General features: G+C 31.9%; 26 protein-coding genes and 2 tRNA genes. 17 read left to right on the plus strand and 11 right to left on the minus strand.

Annotation, left to right across the window (positions count from 1 at the left end; all coding sequences use genetic code 11):
- The first annotated feature begins 57 nt into the window (after positions 1 to 57).
- From Q0C16_RS05280 to Q0C16_RS05295, 4 genes are read left to right on the plus strand one after another with little or no spacing between them, the layout of a single operon-like run.
- Positions 58 to 726, plus strand: a complete 669-nt coding sequence (locus Q0C16_RS05280; protein ID WP_292320178.1) for a GntR family transcriptional regulator — start codon at positions 58 to 60, stop codon at positions 724 to 726.
- 58 nt (positions 727 to 784) lie between these two features.
- Positions 785 to 1,765: an FAD-dependent oxidoreductase gene (locus tag Q0C16_RS05285; protein WP_292320180.1), complete on the plus strand. Its 981-nt coding sequence runs from the start codon at positions 785 to 787 to the stop codon at positions 1,763 to 1,765.
- A gap of 8 nt (positions 1,766 to 1,773) precedes the next feature.
- Positions 1,774 to 2,817 (plus strand): 4-demethylwyosine synthase TYW1, encoded by a 1,044-nt coding sequence (twy1, locus tag Q0C16_RS05290; protein ID WP_292320182.1) that lies wholly within the window; start codon positions 1,774 to 1,776, stop codon positions 2,815 to 2,817.
- A 44-nt stretch (positions 2,818 to 2,861) separates the two neighbouring features.
- Positions 2,862 to 3,188, plus strand: coding sequence for a hypothetical protein (locus Q0C16_RS05295; protein ID WP_292320183.1), 327 nt, complete (start codon positions 2,862 to 2,864; stop codon positions 3,186 to 3,188).
- Here the strand turns inward: Q0C16_RS05295 and Q0C16_RS05300 are convergent.
- Complete coding sequence (locus Q0C16_RS05300; RefSeq protein WP_292320185.1) at positions 3,149 to 3,925, minus strand: hypothetical protein; 777 nt, start codon at positions 3,923 to 3,925, stop codon at positions 3,149 to 3,151. The two genes, Q0C16_RS05295 and Q0C16_RS05300, sit on opposite strands and share 40 nt — an antisense overlap.
- 132 nt (positions 3,926 to 4,057) lie before the next feature.
- Here Q0C16_RS05300 and Q0C16_RS05305 point away from each other — a divergent pair, with 132 nt between their 5' ends.
- The 6 genes from Q0C16_RS05305 (at position 4,058) to Q0C16_RS05330 (ending at position 7,678) form a co-directional block, all read left to right on the plus strand.
- Positions 4,058 to 4,318, plus strand: a complete 261-nt coding sequence (locus Q0C16_RS05305; protein ID WP_292320186.1) for a hypothetical protein — start codon at positions 4,058 to 4,060, stop codon at positions 4,316 to 4,318.
- Positions 4,319 to 4,335: 17 nt separating this feature from the next.
- On the plus strand, positions 4,336 to 4,677 hold the full coding sequence (locus Q0C16_RS05310; RefSeq protein WP_292320189.1) for a hypothetical protein: 342 nt from the start codon (positions 4,336 to 4,338) through the stop codon (positions 4,675 to 4,677).
- Between the two features lie 32 nt (positions 4,678 to 4,709).
- Positions 4,710 to 4,818, plus strand: a tRNA-Tyr gene (locus tag Q0C16_RS05315).
- Between the two features lie 356 nt (positions 4,819 to 5,174).
- Positions 5,175 to 6,014 (plus strand): uridine phosphorylase, encoded by an 840-nt coding sequence (gene udp / locus Q0C16_RS05320; protein ID WP_292320191.1) that lies wholly within the window; start codon positions 5,175 to 5,177, stop codon positions 6,012 to 6,014.
- A gap of 47 nt (positions 6,015 to 6,061) precedes the next feature.
- Positions 6,062 to 7,036 (plus strand): MBL fold metallo-hydrolase, encoded by a 975-nt coding sequence (locus Q0C16_RS05325; protein ID WP_292320193.1) that lies wholly within the window; start codon positions 6,062 to 6,064, stop codon positions 7,034 to 7,036.
- A gap of 129 nt (positions 7,037 to 7,165) precedes the next feature.
- On the plus strand, positions 7,166 to 7,678 hold the full coding sequence (locus Q0C16_RS05330) for a hypothetical protein (RefSeq protein WP_292320195.1): 513 nt from the start codon (positions 7,166 to 7,168) through the stop codon (positions 7,676 to 7,678).
- An 8-nt stretch (positions 7,679 to 7,686) separates the two neighbouring features.
- Here the strand turns inward: Q0C16_RS05330 and fdhE are convergent, their stop codons facing one another.
- From fdhE to Q0C16_RS05360, 6 genes are all read right to left on the minus strand, one after another.
- A complete protein-coding gene (gene fdhE / locus Q0C16_RS05335; RefSeq protein WP_292320197.1) occupies positions 7,687 to 8,403 on the minus strand; it encodes a formate dehydrogenase accessory protein FdhE in 717 nt (238 codons plus the stop codon).
- A gap of 5 nt (positions 8,404 to 8,408) precedes the next feature.
- Positions 8,409 to 9,473 carry an electron transfer flavoprotein subunit alpha/FixB family protein gene (locus Q0C16_RS05340; protein ID WP_292320199.1) on the minus strand — a complete coding sequence of 355 codons (1,065 nt, stop codon included), beginning with the start codon at positions 9,471 to 9,473 and terminating at the stop codon, positions 8,409 to 8,411.
- Positions 9,473 to 10,321 carry an electron transfer flavoprotein subunit beta/FixA family protein gene (locus Q0C16_RS05345; protein WP_292320200.1) on the minus strand — a complete coding sequence of 283 codons (849 nt, stop codon included), beginning with the start codon at positions 10,319 to 10,321 and terminating at the stop codon, positions 9,473 to 9,475. The genes Q0C16_RS05340 and Q0C16_RS05345 overlap by 1 nt, the downstream gene beginning before the upstream one ends.
- Positions 10,322 to 10,332: 11 nt before the next feature.
- The gene (locus Q0C16_RS05350; RefSeq protein WP_292320202.1) at positions 10,333 to 10,650 is read right to left on the minus strand and encodes a ferredoxin family protein; all 318 of its coding nucleotides are present in this window, start codon (positions 10,648 to 10,650) and stop codon (positions 10,333 to 10,335) included.
- On the minus strand, positions 10,647 to 11,960 hold the full coding sequence (locus Q0C16_RS05355) for an FAD-dependent oxidoreductase (protein WP_292320204.1): 1,314 nt from the start codon (positions 11,958 to 11,960) through the stop codon (positions 10,647 to 10,649). The genes Q0C16_RS05350 and Q0C16_RS05355 overlap by 4 nt, the downstream gene beginning before the upstream one ends.
- A 142-nt stretch (positions 11,961 to 12,102) precedes the next feature.
- Positions 12,103 to 12,531, minus strand: a complete 429-nt coding sequence (locus Q0C16_RS05360; RefSeq protein ID WP_292320206.1) for a translation initiation factor IF-2 subunit beta — start codon at positions 12,529 to 12,531, stop codon at positions 12,103 to 12,105.
- A 125-nt stretch (positions 12,532 to 12,656) separates the two neighbouring features.
- On the opposite strand from Q0C16_RS05360, the gene Q0C16_RS05365 reads away from it, so the two are divergent.
- Positions 12,657 to 12,730 (plus strand) — tRNA-Ala (locus Q0C16_RS05365).
- A 29-nt stretch (positions 12,731 to 12,759) separates the two neighbouring features.
- Positions 12,760 to 13,821, plus strand: a complete 1,062-nt coding sequence (locus tag Q0C16_RS05370) for a TIGR04084 family radical SAM/SPASM domain-containing protein (protein ID WP_292320208.1) — start codon at positions 12,760 to 12,762, stop codon at positions 13,819 to 13,821.
- A 6-nt stretch (positions 13,822 to 13,827) separates the two neighbouring features.
- Here Q0C16_RS05370 and Q0C16_RS05375 read toward each other — a convergent pair whose 3' ends face one another.
- Entirely contained in the window at positions 13,828 to 14,793 is a 966-nt protein-coding gene (locus tag Q0C16_RS05375) for an NAD-dependent epimerase/dehydratase family protein (protein ID WP_292320210.1), read from the minus strand.
- A gap of 299 nt (positions 14,794 to 15,092) precedes the next feature.
- On the opposite strand from Q0C16_RS05375, the gene rimI reads away from it, so the two are divergent.
- The 3 genes from rimI to Q0C16_RS05390 all read left to right on the plus strand — a co-directional run bounded on the left by rimI (position 15,093) and on the right by Q0C16_RS05390 (position 17,853).
- Positions 15,093 to 15,653 (plus strand): ribosomal protein S18-alanine N-acetyltransferase, encoded by a 561-nt coding sequence (gene rimI / locus Q0C16_RS05380; protein ID WP_292320212.1) that lies wholly within the window; start codon positions 15,093 to 15,095, stop codon positions 15,651 to 15,653.
- Between the two features lie 132 nt (positions 15,654 to 15,785).
- Entirely contained in the window at positions 15,786 to 17,027 is a 1,242-nt protein-coding gene (gene coaBC, locus Q0C16_RS05385; RefSeq protein ID WP_292320214.1) for a bifunctional phosphopantothenoylcysteine decarboxylase/phosphopantothenate--cysteine ligase CoaBC, read from the plus strand.
- On the plus strand, positions 17,020 to 17,853 hold the full coding sequence (locus tag Q0C16_RS05390) for an NAD+ synthase (RefSeq protein WP_292320217.1): 834 nt from the start codon (positions 17,020 to 17,022) through the stop codon (positions 17,851 to 17,853). The genes coaBC and Q0C16_RS05390 overlap by 8 nt, the downstream gene beginning before the upstream one ends.
- Here the strand turns inward: Q0C16_RS05390 and Q0C16_RS05395 are convergent.
- The gene (locus tag Q0C16_RS05395; protein WP_292320219.1) at positions 17,845 to 18,498 is read right to left on the minus strand and encodes a hypothetical protein; all 654 of its coding nucleotides are present in this window, start codon (positions 18,496 to 18,498) and stop codon (positions 17,845 to 17,847) included. The two genes, Q0C16_RS05390 and Q0C16_RS05395, sit on opposite strands and share 9 nt — an antisense overlap.
- Before the next feature lie 58 nt (positions 18,499 to 18,556).
- Between Q0C16_RS05395 and Q0C16_RS05400 the strand changes: the two genes are divergently transcribed.
- Together Q0C16_RS05400 and Q0C16_RS05405 are read left to right on the plus strand one after the other, a co-directional pair.
- Positions 18,557 to 19,348, plus strand: coding sequence for an ABC transporter ATP-binding protein (locus Q0C16_RS05400; RefSeq protein WP_292320221.1), 792 nt, complete (start codon positions 18,557 to 18,559; stop codon positions 19,346 to 19,348).
- Positions 19,338 to 20,543 (plus strand): ABC transporter permease subunit, encoded by a 1,206-nt coding sequence (locus Q0C16_RS05405; RefSeq protein ID WP_292320223.1) that lies wholly within the window; start codon positions 19,338 to 19,340, stop codon positions 20,541 to 20,543. The genes Q0C16_RS05400 and Q0C16_RS05405 overlap by 11 nt, the downstream gene beginning before the upstream one ends.
- Before the next feature lie 227 nt (positions 20,544 to 20,770).
- Here the strand turns inward: Q0C16_RS05405 and serS are convergent, their stop codons facing one another.
- Both serS and Q0C16_RS05415 read right to left on the minus strand, forming a co-directional pair.
- Positions 20,771 to 22,144, minus strand: coding sequence for a serine--tRNA ligase (serS, locus tag Q0C16_RS05410; RefSeq protein ID WP_292320225.1), 1,374 nt, complete (start codon positions 22,142 to 22,144; stop codon positions 20,771 to 20,773).
- Positions 22,145 to 22,684: 540 nt separating this feature from the next.
- Positions 22,685 to 25,081 carry an STT3 domain-containing protein gene (locus Q0C16_RS05415; RefSeq protein ID WP_292320226.1) on the minus strand — a complete coding sequence of 799 codons (2,397 nt, stop codon included), beginning with the start codon at positions 25,079 to 25,081 and terminating at the stop codon, positions 22,685 to 22,687.
- Positions 25,082 to 25,213: the final 132 nt, after the last annotated feature.

Below are 25,213 nucleotides of genomic sequence, written 5' to 3' on the forward strand. Positions count from 1 at the left end.
ATAAACTAAAGAGAATAAATATAAGTCTTAAACTGTATACAGAACAGGGGAGCAAAGATGTCAGAAACAGAATCAGATAAGCAATCTAAGTACTCTGATATAGTATATGAATTATTAAAAAAGGATATTTTGAATAGAAGATTTGAACCTAAGGATAAGCTCAGTGAAACAGCTTTGGCAAAGCTTTATAATGTTAGTAGAACCCCTATAAGAGAAGCCTTACATAAACTTGAAAAAGAAGGTTTGGTAGTTAAATTATCAGATGGTTATCACGTAAACTTTTTAACTAAAGAGCAGATATTGAAACTCTTCGAAGTTAGATCTATATTAGAAGGGCTAGCAGCTGAAAAAGCAGCATTAAATAGAGATCCTGAACTTTTAAAGAAGTTAAGAGAAGCTGCTGAAGAATTTAGAAAAATAAGCAAAAATGATCCATTAGCGGCAGCAATTGCAAATAGTGCTTTTCATGATATAGTTGCTGATCTCAGTGGTAATGAATATCTTAGAGATATTTTAAAGGATATAAGAAATAAATTAGCCATAGTTAGAGTAGATTTGTTTGCATCAGCAAATAGGGTTGAGCAAGAAATTGAAGAGCATTGGAAAATTTATCAAGCAATAGAGAAAGGAGATCCTCAAGAAGCTAAAAAAGCTGCACTAGAGCATCAAAACAATTTAATTGAATTTATAAAATCAAAGAAAATGGTGGGCGGGCTATTAATATAATTTTTTAATACTATAGCTTAAAAGCACTTAATTAATATTATATTTTGGTGAAAGCATTATGTCATTAAGACTTGGAACTAAAATATCAAGACCTCCAAAAGGGGAACATTACGATACATTAATAGTTGGAGGAGGACCGGCGGGCTTTTCTGCAGCTATTTATGCCTCAAGGTTTTTGCTGAAATCTGTAGTAGTTTCTGAAGATATTGGAGGGCAATTAAATTTAACTGATGTCGTAGATGATTATCCAGCAACACTATCAATTAAGGCTTCAGAACTTGTATCGAGATTTAGAGATCATGCTGAAAAACTGTTTAAAGTGCCAGTATATGAATTTATTTCAGTAAAAAAATTTGATAAAATTGAAGACGAATTTCACGTAGTAGGAAGCAATGGTTTAGATGTTTATTCTAAAACAATAATATTGGCAGTTGGATCAAAGAGGAGAAAGCTAAACGTACCCGGCGAAGATACTTTTACTGGAAAGGGAGTGAGTTATTGTAGCATATGCGATGCTCCATTATATAAAGGGAAAGACAGCGTTATTGTAGTCGGAGGAGGAGATGCGGCTTTAGAAGGAGCGCTTTTATTAAGTGGCTATGTTAAAAAAGTCTATTTAGTTCACAGAAGAGACCAATTTAGAGCTAAACCTTTTTATGTAAACCAAGTATTGAATAGGAAAAACATAGAGATACTATATAACAGCTTTGTAACTCAAATAAAAGGAGATAATTTTGTTAAAAGTGCTGTAGTATTAAATAAGGATGGAAAAGAAAAGGAAATTGATATAGATGGCATTTTTATTGAAATTGGTTTTGAACCTCCTAAAGATTGGTATCAATCTTTAGGGCTTGAGACAGATGAAGCAGGTTATATAAAAGTAGATGACTGGATGAGAACCAATATACCAGGGGTTTTTGCTGCAGGGGATGCAACTAGCAAATGGAAGGGTTTTAGACAAATAGTAACAGCGGCAGCATCTGGATCTATAGCCGCTTATAGTGCTTATACTTACTTGACTGAGAAATCTTCAAGGTAGGTGAAAAAATGGCAGAGCTCAAAACTGAAGACATTTATCAGGCGCTAAATGAAAGACTTGAAAGACAGGGATATCACTTAATCGGAAACCATAGTTCTGTAAAAAAATGCTATTGGAATCATGCAGCAATAGCAGAACATAGGTTTTGCTATAAATCAAAGTTTTATGGAATTGAAAGTCATAGATGCATTCAGTTAAGTGTTTCTAATCATTGGTGTTGGAATGCATGTACACATTGTTGGAGATTAAGGCCTCAAGATGTTGGCTTAGAATGGAATGAAACTAAAATGCCATATAACGATGATCCCAAATTTATTGTTGAAAATGCTATAAAAGAATATAGAAGAATTATGAGTGGTTATAAGGGCAGGCAAGGAACTGATATGAAAATGTATCAAGAAGCTATGAACCCTAAACATGTGGCAATAAGTCTAACTGGAGAAGCAACTTTATATCCAAGGTTAGGGGAATTAATAAAAGAATTTCATAATAGAGGTATATCTACTTTTCTAGTTACAAGAGGTATTAGACCGGATATCCTGGCTAATCTAGAAGAGGAGCCCTCTCAATTATATATTAGCCTTGAAGCCTGGGATAAAGAATCATACAATTTATTTAACAAGCCGTTAGTTCCAAGGGGATGGGAACTTACTTTAGAGACATTGGGAATGTTGCCAAGCTTTTCGTCAACGACAGTTTACAGGATTACTGTAGTTAAAGGCTTTAATGATAGCGATGAAGCGATTAAAGGTTTTGCCAAGCTAATTAAGTTAGGGCTTCCGAATTACGTTGAGGTAAAGGCTTATATGTATGTCGGAGCAAGCAAAGGGAGACTTACTAGAGAAAATATGCCAAACTACGATGAAGTAAAAGAAGTTGCTAAAAAGATAAGTAATGAGAGCGATTATCCTATAGTTAGTGAAAGTGTCCCTAGTAGGGTTGTGCTATTAAGCAACATGGAAAAGCCAATAAGATATGGAAATGGTATGCCAATGGGATGGAGCAGCGTAGAAGAGGAAGAAAGCCCTGGAGAATACGATGATGAACCATAAAAAAGCTCCCTGTGATTGAAAGATTCCAATTGATGTGATGATTTATGGGTGCAAGCTCTGAGGGAGCTAAAGCTAACAAAGAAATAAAAAATATATTAATAAAGCTTCTTGAAAATTATGAAGAATTTTTTAGTAGGGATGAGAGATTAAACAGTGATGGAATTAGATTATATAAAAGAGTATCATATTTTTTGCATTTAATGGATAATAAAACTTTAGTAAATTTATATAAAAAATCCTTTAGGAACCCTACAATAGAAAACATAATAGAGTTTGCAAAATATTTTATAGATGCGGAAAATATTAAAATAAGTACGTTAAATAATATTTATTATGAAGAAATGTTTGAGTTTAATGATGTTAATGTATAAGATAAATAATTAGCGGAACTTACTCCTATAGTCATTTGCGATGCAATTGAGACCCCATCAATATAGACTACAGTTGCTGTGAAGGTTACAGGATAATTTGCTGGCATTACAGCAGTTGATGCTGGAGATATTGATATTTCAAAACCTGGATACTTTTTATTGAAGACCGGTATATCAGTAAATCCCATATTTATTGTTGCATAAGAATTTGGTGGTTGTGCTTGACCTAAAGAGATTGCTTGCCAATCAACTTTATATATTTGACCAATATAATAAATTGCGTAAAGAGGGCCTATACCAGGGAATGGTTCTAAATAAGAAGTTCCTGTATAAGGATTAGTAAAGTAATATGAACTAGTATAGAATGTATAATAGTTTGATGCATTTATTGGGATTGTTACATTACCTATTACGACGCCTAAAAAAGTTAATCCTGTTTCATTGTATTTGTAGACTATTTTTTCAACAACACTATTTGTAGTAACATTGTATAATAATGCGGTACCGTTTTGATATGTTGCATTGTTAAAAAGTTTAACATAGGAATTTCCAAATATAGGAGAATAAATTTGATATTGCATATAAGATATTTTATTTAAAATTTTACTTAATGGAGGTTGCGGATATATATGTGCAAGTGGTTTAGAATATCCGCTATAAGTATAGAGCCCAATTCCAGCTGATATTAAAGTAGCAGCAAACAATATTAACATTATAGTTGTTGCTTTTGAAACCATATTTCTTTCCCCTTCTTATGCTATACAGAATTAGGAATTATAAACCTACTTTTTAAATCCATATAAGCAAATTGAAAATATTAGGAAAACATTTAAAGCCGAATTGCTAAAAAATCATAAAGGTGCAGAAAAGTGACAATAGGATTAGCGAAAGGAGCAAATGCAATGGGTCATGTAGGTTGGATAACAGTAAGGTGCCGTATTTGTGGAAGGTACTTAGATTTATCAGGCCAAAAACCAAATGCAAGGCATGAAGAGGTAGTTTATGTATGTCCTAAATGTGGAAAAACTGTAGATGCTTATTTTTGTGCAGCTGATGCAAAGAGACTAAGATACCACTGTCCTTATTGTGGTTCTCAATTAACAATAGCTTCTCCTTTAATTAAAGAATAAATTTTTAGGTGCATGTTTTGATTGAAGAGTTTGTTTTGAGCAATAAACAAAAAGGAGTTAAAATTATAACAGATAAAGAAATTATTTATTCTATGGATTATTATGAAGAAATAAATATCAAACCAGATTGTATAAACAGAATTTCTATAAAAGATGTAGAGCTTTGTTATTTTAATATAAGTGAAAATTGTAAAGGTTTAATTGCAATAACACCAAATACAATTGAAATAATATCTTTGAGATATTTTATGGATAAAAAAGAGAGCGAGATTAAAATAAATGAGAACACAATTTATAATAATTGCATTGAATTGTTAAATAATTTTAAACTTAATTATAAAAAAGAGCAAAATCCTTAAATCCCTAGTCACCTATCTATAAATGAAGCCGGCCCGCCGTAGCTCAGCGGCAGAGCGCCCGGCTGTAGTGGGACAGGGCTGTATCGGCCTTTCTTTGCCGATACCGGGTGGTCCGGGGTTCAATTCCCCGCGGCGGGACCATCCCCTCTAACAAAGGAGCCATTAATCAATTTCTTTGGGTTCATTATATCCTTTGAGGTGATGTTTTAGATTTTAGAATTTTTATTATATTAAATTAATTTCTAATAAAATAAAAACATATTTTATATTCTAAGACATGAAAATTTTTTTAAATTCTGAAAAATATCGTGCTTTGAATAAACATTCAGATTTCTTATAGTTGATTCATTAATGGAGAGAAGGTAGCAATAAAATATAATGCTTACAATAATGATTTGTTAACTTTTGCACTTAGGTTTAAAATACCTAGGGATAGTTACAAAATTAATGAATACCCTGCTGAAAGCGAGGGTCAGTTAATTTAGAGGGAATGTGTTATGGATGAAAAAATCATAAGTGCTAAAAAACCCGAAACAAAAGAAGGTAAGCAATATCATATATCTCTTTCATCAGGAGAAGTCTCCAAATACGTTCTTCTTCCAGGAGATCCGGATAGAGTGGATATAATAACTTCCTACATGGATTCGTATAAAATAATATCTTCTCATAGAGAGTATAGGACAGCAAATGGGAAATATAAAGGTGTTGATATATCTGTGACAAGCACTGGTATAGGTGGTCCTTCGATATCTATAGCATTAGAGGAGTTACTTAGAATTGGTTCAAATACTTTTATAAGGGTTGGGACGTCGGGAGCTTTGCAATCATATATAGATATCGGCGATTTGATAATTGGAACTGGCTCTTATAGGCTCGATGGAGCTAGTAGTGATTATGTTGAAAAGGCATATCCTGCAGTAGCAAGCTTTGAAATCGTTAATGCTTTGATTCAAGCTGCTGAGAGCTTAAATATAAGATATCATGTTGGTTTGGTTGCTAGTACAGATACTTTTTATGTAGGTCAGGGAAGACCAGGATTTAATGGTTATTTACCAAAAAATAAAGAAAATATAGTTGAGGAATTAATGAAGTTAAATGTAATGGCATTTGAGATGGAAGCTGCAACACTATTTACTCTTTCGCAAATTTTCAATGCAAGAGCAGGTTGTGTTTGTGCAGCTATTGCGAACAGAATAAAAGATGAATTTATTCCGAATGTTGGGATTAATAATGCATCTAAAGTTGCGTTGGAGGCTATTAAGTTGTTGTCTGAGTGGGATGAACTTAAAGAAAAATATAATAAAAAATGGTTTTATCCAGGTTTGTTAAAGATATAAAATTAGAGATATAAAACTCAGCTTAATAATAATAAAAGTGAACTAAAATGGATGCCAAAATTGATAAGAATGGAGCAATATTGTTAGGTAACAATTTTACAGTAGATGGTTATAGCAATAGGCCTATAAGAGTTGTTACCCATGCTCACGAGGATCATATGAAAGGTTTGAGAAAAAGCATAAAGGAAAGCATTTTTATTGTTGCAACTCCAATAACGCATGAGTTCTTGAACATACTGGGTTATCATATACCAGAAGAAAAGGCCATGAAGCTAGATTATGACAAAACCATAGAAATAATGGATGAAAAGATAACATTAAAAAAATCAAGGCATATAGCTGGAAGTGCTCAAGTTATGGTCGAAACAAAGAATGGAACAATGGGATATACTGGAGATTTTAAATTACCTGGAACGGAACCATTAAAAGACTTAGATACATTAGTAGTTGATGCAACGTATGGAAATCTAAAGTATCAAAGAGGTTGGGCTGATTGGGATGCATTAGGGGCTTTAATGAACTTAATAGAAGAATATACAAAAAGAGGTCCAATATGGATTTATGGATATAATGGAAAATTGCAGGAAATTATGATATTGTTAAGAGAACGGGGTATAAAGAATAAATTTTTAGCAGATGAAAAAACCTTAAGGATGGCTCAAATAGCATCCAATTATTATGGAGTTAACTTAGGAGATACAACGATATTTAATAAAGAATTGGTAGAAGGTGATTCGATTATTTTTGTTCACACATTTAGGCATCAGGATTTTAGTAGGCTTGAAGGTACTCATATTATGTTAACCGGTTGGGAACTTAGGGGAATTGCAGTTAAGGTAAGCGAAAATCAGTTTAATGTGTCTTTTAGCGATCATGCAACATTTAAAGAAATTATAGAATATATAAAGGAATCCAACCCTAGAAAAGTTATAATAGATGGTACAAGAAGTCAAGATTCTTGGTATATAGCCAAATATCTTTCTAAGATTTTAAATATAAGAACTGAAGTAGAGCCAAAATAGTTAGATTCCTTGTTTTATGAGGTCATACATTTTATTTCCAGAAAATCAGTATGAAAGTTATAAAACTACCTATTTTTTACAAATAGATGGTGAAATGTCACGGAAAATGTTCAAGAAGCAAATAAGAAATTGGAGTTACTTAGCTCTTCCCTTAAGTACTTCAGATCATATGAAATTATCGTGCCCCCAATTTTGATGAGTTCTGGAATTATAGTAGGTATATTATCCAATTTATTAAAATCTTATCAAACATTATCATTATCTTTAGTAGTTTTCGCAATTACATTAGCTTTCGCTGGATCTGCTATGGAAATTACTTATTTACTGATATTAAAAAGAATAGAAAAAGTATTGCTTAATAAAAATGAAAGCTTAGCTCTTAATATTGTATTAATAGCAATTTTAATGATGCTATATTTTGTAATAATAGGGATGCCGTTGGTTCAATACTATCAAAGTAATACATTAAAAAAATTATCTCAACTGTCACAAAACTACAAAAATTGTATATTCGATAACCCTTTATTATCTTTAATAACATTTGGATATGGTTTGTCTATATATCAAGCATGTAGTGGGCTAAATATTGTTAACATTATAAACAACACAATAAACAGCTTTGATTTATCTATTAAAAAATAAACAAATTATTAATCAGAAATTGGTAATGCCCCTTTAAACTTCTCTCCTCCTAAAGCAATTAATGGAAGTACTATGGATGGCGCTTTAATTGATTCATCAAGAATTATTCTCCAGCTTGTTTTACAATTCTGGCAATATACTAAACCTACTCTACCTTCTTTATCGCTGAAAACTCCTAGGCTGAATTCCTCATTATTTCCGCAATAAGGGCAAACAATTTTCTTTTCTGAAACTTTCCATATATACCCGCAAAAGTGACAAACCATTTTATATTCATTATTGGCTTTTACCATTGTCTTGCTTTCAGAACCACATATAGGACAATACGGGGTTAAATTTAAGATTTCCCCATTTTTTTCTTTATATTTTTCGGCATAAAGTCTAGATACGGCTTGGAGAGCTATTAAAGATGCCTTTGCTCCTTTAAAATTCATATTACCTTCCAAAGCCTCTTTAAATGCCTCATCGGCATTATTAATATCTATTTCTTCTCCTAAAGCTTTAGACACTTCTTTTATTAACGTTTGCATTGTTCCGTTTTGTGAAAGTTCTGAAATTAGCTTGTTGAGATCATCTAAATTTAAATTAGTTAATTTATTGTTTACATCGTTTATTATGTTGAGTTGTATTTCTTCAATTTTTCTTGCTGTTTCTATATCTAGCTTAAATCCAGTTAGATGACCATATTTTCTTAAAGAAGAAATAAATTCCTCTAAGTTGTTCAAAAAAATCAGTCTCCTTTTAATTGTTTTTTAAGAGATTCTATCTCTTTTATTAGAGCTGGGATTATTTGTTTATAGTCACCAACTATTCCATAATCTGCTTGCGAAAATATTGGCGCGCTAGGATCGTTATTAATAGCTACAACAACTTCTGCTTCTCTTATTCCAAACATATGTTGCGCAGCACCGCTTATTCCTATAGCCAAATATAATATAGGTTTAACAGATTTACCTGTTTGCCCAACTTGTTTTTCATGTGGTATCCATCCCATATCAACAGCTTTTCTGCTACCTGCAACAGCAGCATTCATTTTAGATGCTAATTCTTCTAATAATTTGAACCCCTCTATATTTCCAAGCCCTTTTCCTCCGCTAACTATTAATTCAGCTTTTTCTATTGGGACTTCATTCACTGCAAGAGTTTTTCTTGAAACTAATCTAGCTTTTGGCTGAGGTATATAATCAATACTCTCTTCAATAATTTCTCCTTTTCTATTCGGATCCCTGGGTGGTAACTTGAAAACATTAGGTCTTGCTGTACCTATTTGAGGTCTTCTAGTAGGAGTTTTTATATAAGCAAGCAATACAGCACCAAATGGAGGTCTTATTAATAATACATCTTTTGTTTTTTCATCTACATCGAAATCTGTACAATCAGCCGTTATACCTGCTCTCAGAGTATTAGCGACGTATGGCCCTAATTCTCTACCTTTCATAGTAGCTGAAATGAAAATTACAGCAGGTTTGTACTTTTTGGCTAACTCGGCTATAGTTCTGGCATATATATGAGGGGAGTACATTGATAGCCTCTCATCATCCAAGACAATAACTTCGTCTGCGCCATATTCAATAAATTCTTTAGCATATTTTTTAACATTATGGCCAACTAATAATCCTACGATTTTTGTGTTTAATTTTGTTGCTATTTTATTTGCAGGCGTTAGCATCTGTAGGCTTGGCTCAGATAAGCCATTCTCATCAACTTCTCCTACTACCCAGACGTTTTTAAAATCATTTAAGTTCTGACAATCCCATTCAGGACATACATTGCAATCGCTTTTAGCAGAGCTCATTACTTTCCACCCCCTTCCTTTAGAGCTTTAATCAAAGCTTTAGACGCCTTTTCATCCTCCATTAAAGTCTTTATAAGCCATTTTGCAGCATCTTCTCCATCTTTAGGAGTATAAATAACTTTCTTTCTTGGCACTTCAGGTACATCGACAGTTTTAGCAACTATTGTAGGTGATCCTTTTAGGCCTGTACATCTAGGGTCAAGCTTTAATTCATTATTTGTCCAAGTGGTGAGAGGCTTCTCAACTTTGTATCTTATTTTATTTAATAGCCTAACAGGCCTTGGTTTTAGTGCTTTCATATGGGTAGCTATAACAGCAGGTAAATCTACCTCCCAATCTTCTATGGCATTTTCTAATACTCTTTCAACTAGGATTTTGTTATTATCTATCAATTTAGCGCTATGAGCATAATAAATATAAGGCCAATCTAGCCAGCTAGCAGTTTGCGCTCCTATATGTGCAGTACTAGAATCTATAGTTTCTTGACCAAAAACTACTAAATCAACTTTACCTATTTCTTTATCTATTTTCTCAATGGCTTTTGCTAATACATAACTTGTTGCTAGTGTGTCTGCTCCAGCATAAACTCTATCCGAAACTAATATAGCTCTATCAACTCCCATTCCTATTAAATACTCTAATCCTCTTATCGCCGGTGGAGGAGACATAGTTAACGCTATTACTTCTCCTCCATAAGCATCTTTTAGCTGTAAAGCTAATTCTATAGCAGGCATATCATGTGGGTTTACAATACTCGGTACACCTTCTCTAATCAAAGTACCTGTTTTAGGATCAATCCTTACAGACGTTGTACCCGGAACCCATTTCATACCAACAATAATTCTCATTTATACCACCCTCATGTAAACCTATAGAAAATACCTTTTCCACTTTTTGGATAATTCCATGTAATTGCTTCTAATGGGCATATAACTCTGCATGTTCCGCATTCAACGCAACCTTCATAACTGAAAACAATTCCATTATCAGACAAAACATAACAACCAGCTGGGCAGAGATAAACGCATGGTTTTGTCTTACAGTTACCGCATTTGTTATAATCAACGATTATATGAGGATCTTCGTCTACATTCCATATGTCGCTCTGTAATATATCTTCCAATTTCATTGGTTTTTCTTCCTTTTTCTTCTCACTACTTTGCGTGCTTGTGCTCATATGCTTTTCACCAACCCAAAAGCCTGAGAAATTAAATCAAAAGGTCCAACCTTTTCTTCTTTTAATGCTTGCATTAATGCATCGTAAACTGTTTCTTGTTTATATTCTCCTTCGAACATTTTCTCCATAACCTTAATTAATATTGAGGGATATTTAGACATTAATATTGGGTCATTCATTAGTTGTTCAGCTCCCCTATGTTTAAACAGCTCGTTATACATAAAGCTGCTTCTAACATTTTTATCATATATTTGTAGGTTCTCATACGTAAAACCTCCATTGTTTCTAGCAAATTCAACAGCTTCGGCAGCAAGCTTTCCGCTGTATACTGCATAATCTACCCCTCTAAAGGTATATCCTGTAGATAATAGTAATCCTGCCGCATCGCCTACGATTAATAATCCGGGATACGCAAACTTTTGTGGCATGAAGTGTGTTGCCCCTTCTATTGTCAAATGAGCTCCGTATTCTGAAATTATCGCATCTTTCCAATAAGGCTTAAAATATGGGTGAAACCTAAATTCTTCAATAAGCTTTGATACGTGCTCATCAAATTTTCCGTTTTGAATAAAATCTATCGAGTGCTTAAGATGTAGAACTAAACCCATGCTAATGCTATCCTTATTTGTATATATGAAGCCTCCTCCTGGTAATCCTTTAGTTATATCACCCATAATAACCCATGCTACACCTTCATCTGGATTAAGATTAAATGATGATTCTATGTTGTTTGCACCTACCTTAAGTATTTCTTTAACTCCAAGGGCTATGTTATCAGGCTTTAATCTTTCAACAATACCTAGTCTTTCTAGTAAAAGCCTATTAACTCCTTCAGCGTCGACAACTACATCAGCTTCAATGAAATCTGGACCACTTCTTACTCCTACAGCTTTTCCATCTTTCATTACTATTTCATCTATGGTTACTTCCGTTACAAATAATGCACCAGCATCTTCAGCTTTTTTAGACATCCATTGTGTTAGCTGCGTTAAATATGAGACAAAGCTAATCTTTTTCTCAGCCTTATATTCAAATGTTATGGCTTTATCTCCTTGGACCATACTTATTCTTTCTTTAGTGACCCATCTTTGTATAGGTGCTTCTTTATCTAGTTGGGGCCAAACTTCTCTTATTGGTGGTGCATAAACTCTTCCTCCATAGAGGTTTTTATCCCCTAATCCTCTCCCTCTTTCTATAAGAAGTACTTTAAACCCCTTTTTTGCTAGTAAATATGCTGCGGAAGACCCTGAAGGTCCTGCTCCGACAATAATGACATCAAATTTAGTTGGTAAATCAGGCAATCCATTCACCCAAGTCTATAGTTTCCGATTAAAAAATTATAATAAGTGGTTAAAAACTAATTTAAAATACAAATAATAAACGATTTAATATATAAGTATTTATTATTCTATTTAAATTTTATTTTTATATTTTAAAATAAATAAATATTAATTAAAATGCTTTAACTGGTTGTTCGGCCCCACAGGCTTCGCATACTAGTACCCATATCTTGCCACGGTGTTCTATTTTTGTATCTATACTACCGCATGTTGGGCATTTTACATAAGATTTTACAAAAATATCTAATAATTGCTCAATAACCTTTCTAGATACCTTTACATTTAATATTAGTTGGCCCGAATAATCTTCATAAGAACCGGCTGATGCTAATTCTTTAAGTAAATATCTTGAAACAAGCTGAGGATCTCTTTTTAATTTTTGTGATATATCTCTAAAATTCTTAATTATAGTTTGTGTTCCTACTCTTATGAGTTGTGCCTCTGGAAGTTGTAGATCAGATGTACCGCTTTTTGGAGGTATTTTTTGGTAAACTCTTTCTAAAAGCTTATCATAGTTTTTTAGCAAGTCTTCTTCTGGCATATCAGTCACCTTTCCCTCGTAAATGTGAATTTAGAGGTTATTAATTTATTAGTATGCGTATAACAAGTAAATAAGATATTTTTATTATTATTTTTAAATCCTAGGAGAAACGATAATTATCGCGTGGGCCGGTAGCTCAGACTGGAAGAGCGCTCGGCTTGCACCCGAGAGGCCCCGGGTTCAAATCCCGGCCGGTCCATTTTTATTTAGATAATTAAGTGAGAGATAATGCTGTGGCTAATAATAACAACAGGCGAATGCAATTTAAAATGCGACTATTGTGGAGGCTCTTTTCCAAAAGAAATAGTGCCATGGAAAGTAAGCTATAATATTGAAAATTTAAAAAAATTAGTTGAAAAAGATAAATCACCAACTATAATATTTTATGGCGGTGAGCCATTATTAAATTATAAATTTATCGAAAAGGTTATAGATAATTTAGAAAAAGCGAGATTTGGAATACAAACTAACGGTTTATTAGTAAAAGTATTACCTAAGGATTATTGGAAAAAAATTAATGTAGCATTATTATCGATAGATGGTAGGCAAGAGATAAATGATAAACATAGAGGAAAGGGAACTTATAAAAAAGTTATAGAAGCTGCAAAATACATAAAAAATGTAAATCCTAATATAGAAACAATAGCAAGAATGACTGTAACAAATGATTCAAATATATATGAAGAGGTCATTCATTTAATAGAATTAAACTTATTTGACAAAATACATTGGCAATTGGATGTTGTTTGGTCTAATAAATGGGATTTTGTTTCATGGGCAAGAAATAACTATGTACCAGGCTTAAGAAAACTGCTCAAATTTTTTGTAGAAAACTTAAAAAAAGGAAAGATTATTAAAATAATTCCATTTGTTGGAATATTAAGTGCTCATTACCATCAAGGGTACATTGGTTCTCCATGTGGAGCAGGCTATAGATCTGTTACTGTTTTATCAAATGGAAAAATCTTATCTTGCCCAATAGCAGTTAGAGAAAAATGGGCAAATCTTGGAGATATATATAATGGATATAAATTATTAGAAGAACCAATGCCAGATTATTGCAAAAAATGTGAATTTAGGAAGTATTGCGGTGGTAGGTGTCTCTACGCTCACATGGAACCATACTGGGGAAAAGAAGGCTTTATAGAAATAGACGAAGTTAACAAAGAATATATAAAAATGGTTTTATCTATTATACCTGAGGTAGATCAATTAATTAAAGAAGGCATAATAAAGGTAACAGATCTATATTATGATCCAACAGCTGATTCAACAGAAGTAATTCCATGAATAATCTTACGGATTAAATCCATTATTTTCAGCCCAATTAATAAAATCTTTAAATGCTATATCAAAATCAGTAAAATTAAATTGGTCAAGATATTTACTTTTATAGATATAAGAGGATTTTATTGATCTATAAATCATCTTTATTGGTGAAGAAGGTAAAGAAATATAATTTCCAATTTTAATTAAACCTTTTAAGGGAATTGTCAAACATCTTCTTTTTTTAAAATAATTGCAAAGGTAAGAAGATACCTTTTCAATGTCAACTTTTTGAGGCCAATTAACATATATCCATTTTCCATCAAAATTCCCTTCCGTTGATAACTTGACAATCCTTGCTAAATCTTTCGAGTATACTAAATTTTCCCCTCCTATCTTTATCTTTATGTTCCTTTTTGATAAGCTATAGACAGCTTTCCATTGGGGTTCATATGCATACGGTCCAAAAACTGTTGATGGTCTAAGTATAACATATTTATTATTTAATTCCTTTTTATTCTTTAATATTAATCTCTCACCTTCTGCCTTTGAGATTTCATAAGGAGTTTTTTGTGAAAATAAATTACTGTCCAAATGATTTTCTTCCTCATAAATGATAGAACCTTTTTCAAACTTAGCTTCACCTATTGAAGCTATGCTGCTTATATATATTATTCTAGACGAAGTTTCTTTTGAGATTTTAATTACGTCGTTTAAAATATAAACATGCGCATCCATCATGGTTTTTAAATCTCCAGAAAGCTTTCCTATAGTATATATAAAATTATCTGCATCAATTCCCTTTAAACTTTGATAATCTATTTTATCTACAATAACAAGCTCTGATCCTATTTCTCTTAACTTTTTTGTTATATTTGGTCTTTTCTTTATAGAAGATCCTCTAGATATAACAATAACTTTGCTTTGTTTTGCCAGTTCTGTAGCTATATTAATGCCAACAAAACCAACGCCACCAATTATTGCATTTTTTATCAATTTGATCCCAATTATTCTATAATCTAAAAATTAATATTTTTAAATATACGTTTATAATACTAATTTATGTAGATTTTTATTTTTTGCTAAAAACAAACCTCTATGTAAAAGCTTTATTTTTGAAGGTTCTAAAATATAATAATATTAAAATCTCAGGCAAACATAAGATATAAATAAAATAGAGTTTTTCATAATAGGAAATTTCTTAAATCATTTAAGAGTGTCTTGCTTAATAATAAATAATAAATATATGGTTTTATATTTCTTCTTTTTTTATTTTAAACTAGAAAGGTGGAAAATTGAGCCAAGAGATTAATTTCATTATAAGAAACGCAGATGAAAACGATATACCTGAAGTAATGGAAGTAAATTTAAGGACATTACCAGAAAATTATTGGTATGGATTTTACAAATTTGTATTAGAAAGATGGGGAGACATTTTCCTGGTTGCTGAAATGGATAAGAAAATTATTGGGTACATAATGAATAGAGTCGAAGATGCAAGGGATCCGGTGTTATATGGTAAAGAAAATGAACTTATTAAAGAAAAGAAAAGAAGCATAGAAGATATAATGAGTTCCTTTAAGAATATGTTTTCTGAGTCACATAAGGTTGGTCATGTTATATCGATAGCCGTCCTTCCAGAATATAGAAAAAAAGGAATTGGAACGGCTTTGTTAAATGAGGCAATTAATAGGATGAAAAACAACTATGGAACAGAAGCGGTTTATTTAGAAGTAAGAGTTTCAAATAAAGAGGCTATAAGCTTATATAAAAAAATGGGTTTTGAAGAAGTTAGAATTATTAAGGAATATTATAGAAATGGAGAAGACGCGTATGTCATGGTTAAGAAGTTATAAGTCATCGAGGTTTGTCTTCCTTTTTGTCTTAAGAGTGTAGTCTCTATTTTATTGTTAAATATTAATAGCTGTTTATTGTTAAGCTTAGGTTTTAAATCTTTAACTAATATAAGCTATAATAGGTGTTAGATATTGGAAACAGAAGAATCTAAGTTTCATCCATCATCAACAATAATAAAAAGTTTTAGCGACACTCTTAAAGATAAGTGTGTTATACTAGCAGTAACAGCTAGTATTTCTCTTTATAGATCACTAGATACAGCAAGGTGGTTAATGAGAAGAGGAGCAAAAGTTAAAGTTATAATGAGTGAAGAGGCCTCCAATCTAATAAGTCCTGATATGTTTTATTGGGCTACTGGAATAAAACCTGTTGTAAAGCTTACAGGAGCAACAGAGCACATATCTTTAACAAGAGAGTGTGATGCAATGTTAATCGCCCCAGCTACATTCTCATCAATGTCTAAAATAGCTTATGGCATAACAGATAACCCAGTATCTTTAACTGCAATAACTTTTATGGGATACAACAAACCCATAATATTAGTACCTGCAATGCATGAAAAAATGGAAAATACAAAGCAATATGAAGAAATAGAAAAAAGGCTAATTCAAAGCTACGTTTTTATAATAAGTCCTTATGTTGCAGAAGAAGTAGCTAAATATCCAGACCCTCAGTTTGTTGCAAGAGTAACAGGATCCCATATGTTAAGACGTTATGATATGAAGGGCTTAAAATTGCTCATTACTGCAGGAGCAACAAGAGCTTGGATCGATGATGTTAGATTCATAACAAATCCGAGCTCTGGAAGAATGGGTATAGAATTATCTATAGAGGCTTATTCAAGAGGAGCTGAGGTAGATTTAGTTCATGGCCATACTGAAGTCCAAATACCTCATACTGTAAATTCTTATCATGTTGATACAACAGAAGAAATGGCAAATAAAATTGCTGAACTTACTTCTAAAAATAACTATGATATAATAATAGGGGCTGCAGCTCCATTAGATTTTGACGTTGAAAAGTTTGAAGGCAAAATGAGAAGTGAATTAAGTTATAACATAAGTCTTATTCCTGCTAAAAAAACATTGAAGTCAATATATAAAAGGCCTAAGGTCTTAATATCATTTGCAGCAGAATCCATAAAAAGTGATGAAGAGCTTATAGAAAAAGCAAAAGAAAAAATAGTTAAATACAATTCAGACATAGTTGTTGCAAATCCAGCTAATTTGTCAGGAATTGGTTTTTCAAGTCTTTATGATAAAGCAGTGTTAATATTTAAAAACGGAAAAATAATAAGTGTAGAGAAAACTTTAAAAGAAAACCTTGCTAGAGTAATACTTGATAGTGCTTTAAACCTAATAAGAGGTGGGTAAATTGGGGATTACAATAAATGATGTCATAAACATTGATTATGAATTTGCAAGAAAAAACATTGAAAAATTTATAAAGAATGAAATAGAAAATTCTGGGAAAAAAGGATATGTAGTAGGATTAAGTGGTGGAGTTGACTCTGCTACCGCGTATTATTTAGCAGCTGAAGCTATAGGTATAGAAAATGTTATCGCCCTAATAATGCCAGATGTAAATGTTACTCCTAAAGAAGATATAAATGATGCAAAAGATTTAGTTAAAAGGTTAGGAGGTCAAATGCATATAATAGATATTTCTCCGATTGTAGAAGTATATAGATCAACATTACCTATATATCAAGAGAGTGATGAAGTTCCTTTAGGAAATGTTAGAGCTAGAATTAGAATGACAATTCTGTATTATTATGCTAATAAGATGTCAAGACTAGTTTTAGGAACTGGAGATAGAAGTGAAAGCTTTATTGGGTATTTCACAAAATATGGCGATGGAGGGGTTGATATATTACCGATAGGTTCTTTGCTTAAATCTCAAGTTAGAAGGTTAGCGCAAAAATTAGGGGTACCAGATAATGTGGCATTAAAACCAAGCAGCCCTAGACTATGGAGTGGGCAAATGGCCGAAAAAGAACTGGGAATTTCTTATGACCAGATAGATTTAATAATATATTCAGTTATTGATAAAGGTTATTCTATAAAAGAGGCATCAGAATTAACAGGTGTTAGTATTGATGTCTATGAAAAAGTATTTAAAATGAATAGAGATAGCGAACATAAAAGAATATTACCTAAATCTATAGAAGTTGATAAGGTAATAAAATATTTAAGTTAATCTATTTTTGCTTATTGTTTCTTCAAATTCAAATTCTTTTATGCTATTTGATTTTTTGTTGAGGCTTGTTATCAAGCTTTCTGCCATATCAATTATTTTTTCTGCCATATCGATTTCATTTAAAAGCTCATTTTCATATTCAGGTTTAGCTTTTGTCAAAAATTCAACTATCATGGGTAGATCGTTAAAGGCTATCTTTTTAAGTAAATCTTTTTCCTCTGATGATAGTTTTTTCCTCTTTGATATTTTTTCTAGTATATTATAGATATGTTCTGGATCAAGACTATAAAATTGTATTTTAAGTAACTTTAGCTTAGGATCTTGGGTATTACCTGAATTTCCTTCATATCCATATACGGCATCTTCTAATGCCTTTTTATTAATTATATTCCACCAATGCTGAGAACCTGATTTATAAGTTGTCCTTATTATTTGATATTCTTTTTCTAGTTTAGCCAATAAAGGAACTGGGTTATAATCTAAACCATATTTTATAAGAAAGTCCTTTAAATCTCTTAAATCAAAATCACCAAGTTTAGCTTTTTTATATGTTTTTGATGCATCGAGGAGGGATTTTAATACATAATAACCTCTATCACCATATTTGGCTAGGAACTCATTTAATGTTGTCCCCTCCTCTTCCAATATTTATACACCTAGTTTCATTAATGCTATTAATTTTCAGGTTTCTCAGAGTATATTAGTGAATAACATAATGCTTCCAGGAGTTGAGGTTCCTGTAGACAATAATACGCATTATTCAATAATAGCTGAAAAAATATATAAGAAAATAGGTAAAAAAGAAATACTGAAAGGTGTTGACTTAAAAATTAGGTATGGAGAAATACATGTAATAGCAGGTCATAATGGTGCAGGAAAGACAACTCTTTTTAGGATATTGGCTGGATTGCTTAAGTATGATTCTGGAAAATTATCAGTTTTGGGTTTTGATCCTAATAAAAATCAACATGAAATAAGTAAATATTTAGGATATGTACCGGAGGACTCTTCTCCATATGAAAGGCTTACAGGTTTTGAAAATTTAAGAGTTTTTGCATTAATTTATAGCAATGGCGATGAGAAAATAGCTGAAAAATTCATAAAGAGAGGAGCTGAAATATCTGAGCTAACTCATGAAGATCTCTCAAGAAAAGCGGGAGAGTATAGTAATGGAATGAAGAAGAGATTGCTTATAGCCAGAGCAATAATGCATAATCCAAAGCTTGTGTTGCTAGATGAGCCAACAAATGGCTTAGATGTTTTTTCTGCCTATAAAATAAGAAAGCTAATTAAAACAATGTCTTCTAGTGGAACCACATTTGTTATAGCGACGCATAACATGTCTGAAGCAGAAATGCTTGCTGATAGGATAACATTCATTGCATATGGTACAATACTTTATTCTGGTTCAGTTAAATCAGCGATAGAAGATTTTAACTCAGTCAACCTAGAAGAAGCTTTTATCAAAGCCGTTGGTGAAAAATATGAAGTCTAAAGCTATTATATGGAAAGAGTTATTGGATTTGAGCAGAGATAAAAGAACTTTAGCTGCTATGATATTAATACCATTTATAGGATTACCTGCAATTGCTTTGCTTGCAAGCGGCTTGACTTATGCGCAAACAACAACAGTTTACATAGAAGTTCTAGATAAAAATTCAACCGATATAGCTAGATTCATATCTTCTCAGCTCATTAGCTACGCGAAAGGCAATGGATTAAAGGTAAACGTTACTATATCTAATACATCTCCAACAAATGTTTACAATATATTGCTCATAATTCCTAAAGGTTTTTATGGCAATATTTCTAATATAAATGGCGTTGGAATAGTTTATTTAAAAAGCCTAGTTGGAAGCATACAAAGTAATGAGATAGAATCATTAATAGAATCCGTATTAGGGCAAGTAGAAAACAATATAGTTGTAAATAGAGTTCAAAAGCTATCTAATATTTCGGGCATAAAAGTAAATACAACTAACTTTTTAAATCCAATTAATATATTTACTGGCTACTATCTTCCATCTGGGAAACCTGCAACAACTTCTCAAGTTGAGCTAAGCTTTTCTGCAAGATTATTAGAATTTTCGTTATTTTTTGTTGCAAATCCGGCAATTGTTTTTATGGGAGACAGCATACTCGGTGAGAAAGAAAGAAAAACTTTAGAAACATTAATATCAACACCTGCTCCTAAGACAACAATAATTGTAGGGAAGATGTTTGCTTCAATAGTTATTGGTTTAATAACAGCTATAGCTGATAGTTTAGGCGTTATAATTTATTTATCGATGATAGCACAAGGAGGTTTAAGGCTAACTGCAGGCCTAATTCTTGTAACATTTTCTGTAAGTGCTATGCTAGTTATAATGACAGCAGCAATAATAACACCAATAGTTTTAAGGAGTTCATCTCTTAGATCTGCACAAGCCATGTCTTATCTTGTTATGATGATAGCTCTTGCTATTTATTTTAGCACGTTATTTGTAGATATTCAAAGACTTCCACGTTTTATAGAAGCTATACTGTTGATTATACCATTTACTCATGCAGCATTAGCTATATCAAATTATGTATTAGGTCAATATCTTTATATGATTATTAACTTTATTGTTATGATAGCATTTACATTAATTGGTGTTTATATTTCTATAAAAGCCTTTGATAGTGAAAGGTTAATAGTATCTAAATGATGTATTTGTAATAAAAATCTTTAAGAGCCTACAGCAAATGTTGAAATAATATAATATTCAAGTTCCTTTTCATCCTTTTTTGTAACTTTGAACTCTATCTTTTTCTCCTTAAATTCTCTAGAATATATTTCTTGGCTCACTACTTTCACCTATTTAATATATTGGTGACGGAACCTTATAAGGGATAGTCCTAGTAAAAATAGACTTTTGTCTATAGTCTATAAAATTTATGGTCTTTTGCTTTTAGGCGTTATAAAATCTTTGGGTGCTTTTTCAAACATTTCTAGATATTTTTTAAGAGGCTTAGGTATTATAACTGTTCCATCCGATTGTTGGTAATTTTCTAATATAGCTGTTATTGCCCTAGTTGATGCAATACCAGTGCTATTTAATGTATGTACATAGTCCCTAATCATACCTTTTCTTCTTACTAGCCTTATGTTGAGTCTATAGGCTTGCCAATCTGTACAATTGCTTCCGCTAACCATCTCTCTATACTTGCCTTGACCCGGCATCCATACCTCTAAATCATATTTCTTAACTGCGCATGCTCCCAAATCTCCAGAAGCAATGTTTACTACTCTGTATGGCAATCCTAATCCTTGAAAAATTTCTTCTGAATTTGAAATAAGCTCTTCATGATACTTTTTGCTATCTTCTGGTAAGGAATATATAAACTGCTCAACTTTATGGAATTGATGAACCCTAAAAATACCTTTTAAATCTCTATTACCAGCTCCTGCTTCTTTTCTAAATGCAGGGCTAAATCCAACATATTTCTTAGGTAATTCATCGTCATATAACTCTTCGTTATAATATAGGGCAGCAATAGGGTGTTCTGCCGTCGCTATCATATATAGGTCTTCGTTTTCTATTTTATATATAGCATCCTGAAAAGTAGCTAAGTCTATAACTGAATTTATTATATCATACCTTAGCATATAAGGTGGCAAAATTAAACTGTATCCTTTAGATGTTAGTTTATCAATAGCATAAAATAAAAGAGCGAAATCAAGCCAGACTATATCTTCAAACAAATAATAAAATCTTGATCCTGAGACTTCAGCTGCCTTTAATGTGTCTCCTAGTTTTAAAACGTTTTCAAGCATATCTGCATGACCTATTGGTTTATAATCAATTATTTCATAATCAGCTTTTAGTCCATATTTTTCTGTTTGTTCTTTAAATTGTTCTATATATTCTTTGTATACCTTTGCCTTTCCCCAAAATCTTATAGGTACTGTGGCTTCTTCACCTCCTACTGGTACATCATCTAGAACAATGTTGGGTAAATTTCTTAGAGCATAGTCTCTTTTATTCTCTATCTCTTTGAGCTCTTTTTCAGCATTTTCAAGCTTAGCCCTTAATTCTTTAGCTTCTTCAAGCAATTTCTTTTTTTCTTCATCTTTAGCTTTAGCTATGGCGTTACTTACTATGTTGTGTCTGTGCCTTAGTTCATTTATTTCTGTTAAAACTTTTCTCCATTTATTATCCAAACTAATTACTTCGTCAATTATATTTACATCCATTTGTCTTTTTTTAATGCTTTCTTTGAGTTTTTCTGGGTTGTTTCTTAATAACTCTAATATTGACCAGGGCATTTTACTCACCAAAGAATTGTAAAAAATAGGACTATTTTTATTTATCTAAAAGCCATTGGCAACAGTTCAATAAACCGTGAAGCTTATATATCTTAAATACAACATTTATCATACTAAGAGATTCTAAGACATAAGGAGGTAGGCCTACGTTTTACATCTAAGTCCCATCTAGACGGGTTTACCGAAAAGTAGGTTAAGGAATTTTAGGTGTGAGAAATATGGATTCACTCTAGATAAATAGTTGAGAACATCATTAAAAATTTGCCTCAAGATATGCAGGTTTTCCCATATACGTGGAATTCCACGTATATGAGTTAGGGTTATCCCGCTAAAGAGGAAGAGAAGGATGAAAAAAGAAATTATGCACTGTGACCTTGGAGAAGCCCAAGGTATAAGAATTGAATATAAATTCATAAAAATTCTATTAAGCTTAAATCCTAAATTGGTTTTACAATATAAAATTTTTTGAATTTTAAATTATTTTTTTAGTTTTCTACTTCATATTTCTTTAAAGATAAATTTTGGTGTGTTTTATAAAATTTATCCGACCCACTTATACAGAAACACTATAACGCTATAGAAATAAACTGAATTTCCATTGTTCACGTTTATTGGGTTTGAAACAAATATTGCAACAGGAACAAATTGATGTAATGGAGTTGGTGTAACGGGCTCTGGAACGAAACCTGATGATGTTGCATAAGCTATGGCTGTTGGTGTAAAGTTTGTAGCGTTTTTGAGGAATTCAGCTCCTTGACCAAATACTCCATATTGCTTTAGACTTGCAATACCATTTAGCATCATACTATAAAGTAAAGTGTTTAGTACATTTGTGACATTTTGTGATGGAGATCCAACAAATCCTGGGAACTGTACAAATGTTGCGCCTTGATATGTTGTTTCAGACGTATAGTTTGTAAATAATGGAGAAGATAAAAATGGATTTACCTTATATGCAATTCTAAGCATTTGATATGATTTTGCTATATCTCCCATACCATAGGTTATTGCATAAAATTGGGCATTTGGACTCAAAGTTATTATATTTGGATATGGAAACATTATAACTTGTCCTGTTGAATTTTGATATTCTCCAACAAAAACATCATATGATAATAGATAAGTATTATTTGGTTTAGCATGTAAATAGTTTAACAAAGCAGATGCCTCATCTTCATTTCCTGTTAAAATGCTAGCTAAAACTTGAATCTGAGTACCATTTAAAGTAGCTCCATCAGCTACTGTTGTTCTGTTAGAATTAACTGTAATCCAATATCCATAATCCCACCAACTTATTACAAGGGCATTGCTGCTTGTGTTTTCTTTAAGATAGTTTAACGCATTGGTCCAAGCATTGTTTAATGGTACAACAACTTTTGCTCCTGTAGGTGTTTGTAAAGTTAGAGGCTGCATCCAACCAGTACTTAATGCAGGTGCCATGTATTGCATTGTTGCATAATCTTGATATCCGTAATATATTCCGAAACCTACAATAATTATACCTAATAGTATTGTAACTATTATTGCTGTCTGATCTATTTCAGTATTCTTGCTTACTTGCTTTCCTTTCTTATAAGTCACTTCTTTTTTAAACATCAAAAATATTCCAATAGTTATTCCGGCTGTAATATCGAAGAAATAGTTTGCAGAAGCTAAGAAATACGATTCGTTAATATTCCCATACAAAAATAAAAACGCTGCTACAAAAAATGCTAGCATTAATGTTTCAGTTGGTACACCTATTCTTTTTTTGGCTAAATAATAAATTAATCCTATTAGCCCTATTGAAGAGACGAATATAACAGGTCCGTATGATTGAAATATTGATGCCAAATTGGTTCCTGAATATTCTGCTACAGTAAGGGCTATAACTGATGATGTTGGTGTAACACCAAGTGCTAATAAAACTCTTGATGGGAAAGATAATATATCTGAATAAATAGCTGCTCCTATTATAGCTATTCCAGCAATAATGACCCAAATATGAACTTTATAGCTAAAACTTTTTGTTATGCCAATTTTGTTTAAAGGTATTTTATCAAGATACGATTCTATTAAATAAACTACTAATAATATAGGTATTGCGAGTCCTAAACTTTTAGTGAAGTAGTGTAAACCTGCAGCTGGTGATAATATTACAGGTATCGCAAACCCAATTGAAAGGAATAAATGCTTAATCCAATTATTAAAGTTAGGCTTTGATATAAAGGGATCTAATATTAAAATTAACGATATTAAAAGCGTTATATAATCATATCCTCCCCACATCCATGAGACCGCTCCAGCAATTAATCCTCCAACAAATAAATAGATAAGAGATCTGATTCTTTTAAATGACTTATATCCTAGTGCAAAGAAAAGGAACGCAAGAGAAAAGAATGCAAGTCCCGCATTAGTTTTACCAGGATAATCTGCAAAAGCCTTAAATAAGAAAGCCCCAGGATAAAATGCAAATGCAAATGAAGATATGAGACCTGCAAGTCTTGAATTGGTTAGTTTCCATATAGCAAAGAAAAGTGATATTGTGCTTAATCCTGCCATAAATACAGGTTGCAAAGCAAGCGTTTGTATAACATCAAGGCCAAACTTACTTGTTACATATTTTGTAATAAATGCTATGAGCATGGCTCCCCCTATATATTCGGTCTTTAAGAAATTTCTGCCCCATGGGTACCAAAACAGTTTAACATCTGTTAAGCCAGCTAAATTAAAACCATTATGATAAAAATAGTTAGATAACCAATATAAGATCCATGGATCATTACCATTTAATACGCTTATACCATAAAGTTTAGCAGGTATTAGCCTAATATATACTGTTATAGCAGTGATCAAAATCGCAAAGACTATCGATAATATTGTACCCAACTTTTTATCTAATAATTCCATAAAACTTTTAGGCATAGATTTTTGCTCTTTTTTACTAGCTTTACTCAACTCCTTCTCACTCTCTAACCAGTTAATATTAATTTAAATTGACTGGACTATATATAATTTATTTTTTATTTCCTATTTGGGCCAATATTAAAATTTAATAAAATATTATAATTTTAATCTAATATATTAATT

The sequence above is a fragment of the Caldisphaera sp. genome (genome assembly GCF_023256325.1).
GTDB lineage: Archaea > Thermoproteota > Thermoprotei_A > Sulfolobales > Acidilobaceae > Caldisphaera.

Excerpts from the sequence above, each read along its gene's own strand:
- Q0C16_RS05280 (WP_292320178.1), top strand. The coding sequence starts at position 58 with ATGTCAGAAACAGAATCAGATAAGCAATCTAAGTACTCTGATATAGTA.
- Q0C16_RS05285 (WP_292320180.1), top strand. The coding sequence starts at position 785 with ATGTCATTAAGACTTGGAACTAAAATATCAAGACCTCCAAAAGGGGAA.
- twy1 (WP_292320182.1), top strand. The coding sequence starts at position 1,774 with ATGGCAGAGCTCAAAACTGAAGACATTTATCAGGCGCTAAATGAAAGA.
- Q0C16_RS05295 (WP_292320183.1), top strand. The coding sequence starts at position 2,862 with ATGGGTGCAAGCTCTGAGGGAGCTAAAGCTAACAAAGAAATAAAAAAT.
- Q0C16_RS05300 (WP_292320185.1), bottom strand. The coding sequence starts at position 3,925 with ATGGTTTCAAAAGCAACAACTATAATGTTAATATTGTTTGCTGCTACT.
- udp (WP_292320191.1), top strand. The coding sequence starts at position 5,175 with ATGGATGAAAAAATCATAAGTGCTAAAAAACCCGAAACAAAAGAAGGT.
- Q0C16_RS05325 (WP_292320193.1), top strand. The coding sequence starts at position 6,062 with ATGGATGCCAAAATTGATAAGAATGGAGCAATATTGTTAGGTAACAAT.
- Q0C16_RS05340 (WP_292320199.1), bottom strand. The coding sequence starts at position 9,473 with ATGAGCTCTGCTAAAAGCGATTGCAATGTATGTCCTGAATGGGATTGT.
- Q0C16_RS05345 (WP_292320200.1), bottom strand. The coding sequence starts at position 10,321 with ATGAGAATTATTGTTGGTATGAAATGGGTTCCGGGTACAACGTCTGTA.
- Q0C16_RS05350 (WP_292320202.1), bottom strand. The coding sequence starts at position 10,650 with ATGAGCACAAGCACGCAAAGTAGTGAGAAGAAAAAGGAAGAAAAACCA.
- Q0C16_RS05360 (WP_292320206.1), bottom strand. The coding sequence starts at position 12,531 with ATGCCAGAAGAAGACTTGCTAAAAAACTATGATAAGCTTTTAGAAAGA.
- Q0C16_RS05370 (WP_292320208.1), top strand. The coding sequence starts at position 12,760 with ATGCTGTGGCTAATAATAACAACAGGCGAATGCAATTTAAAATGCGAC.
- Q0C16_RS05405 (WP_292320223.1), top strand. The coding sequence starts at position 19,338 with ATGAAGTCTAAAGCTATTATATGGAAAGAGTTATTGGATTTGAGCAGA.
- serS (WP_292320225.1), bottom strand. The coding sequence starts at position 22,144 with ATGCCCTGGTCAATATTAGAGTTATTAAGAAACAACCCAGAAAAACTC.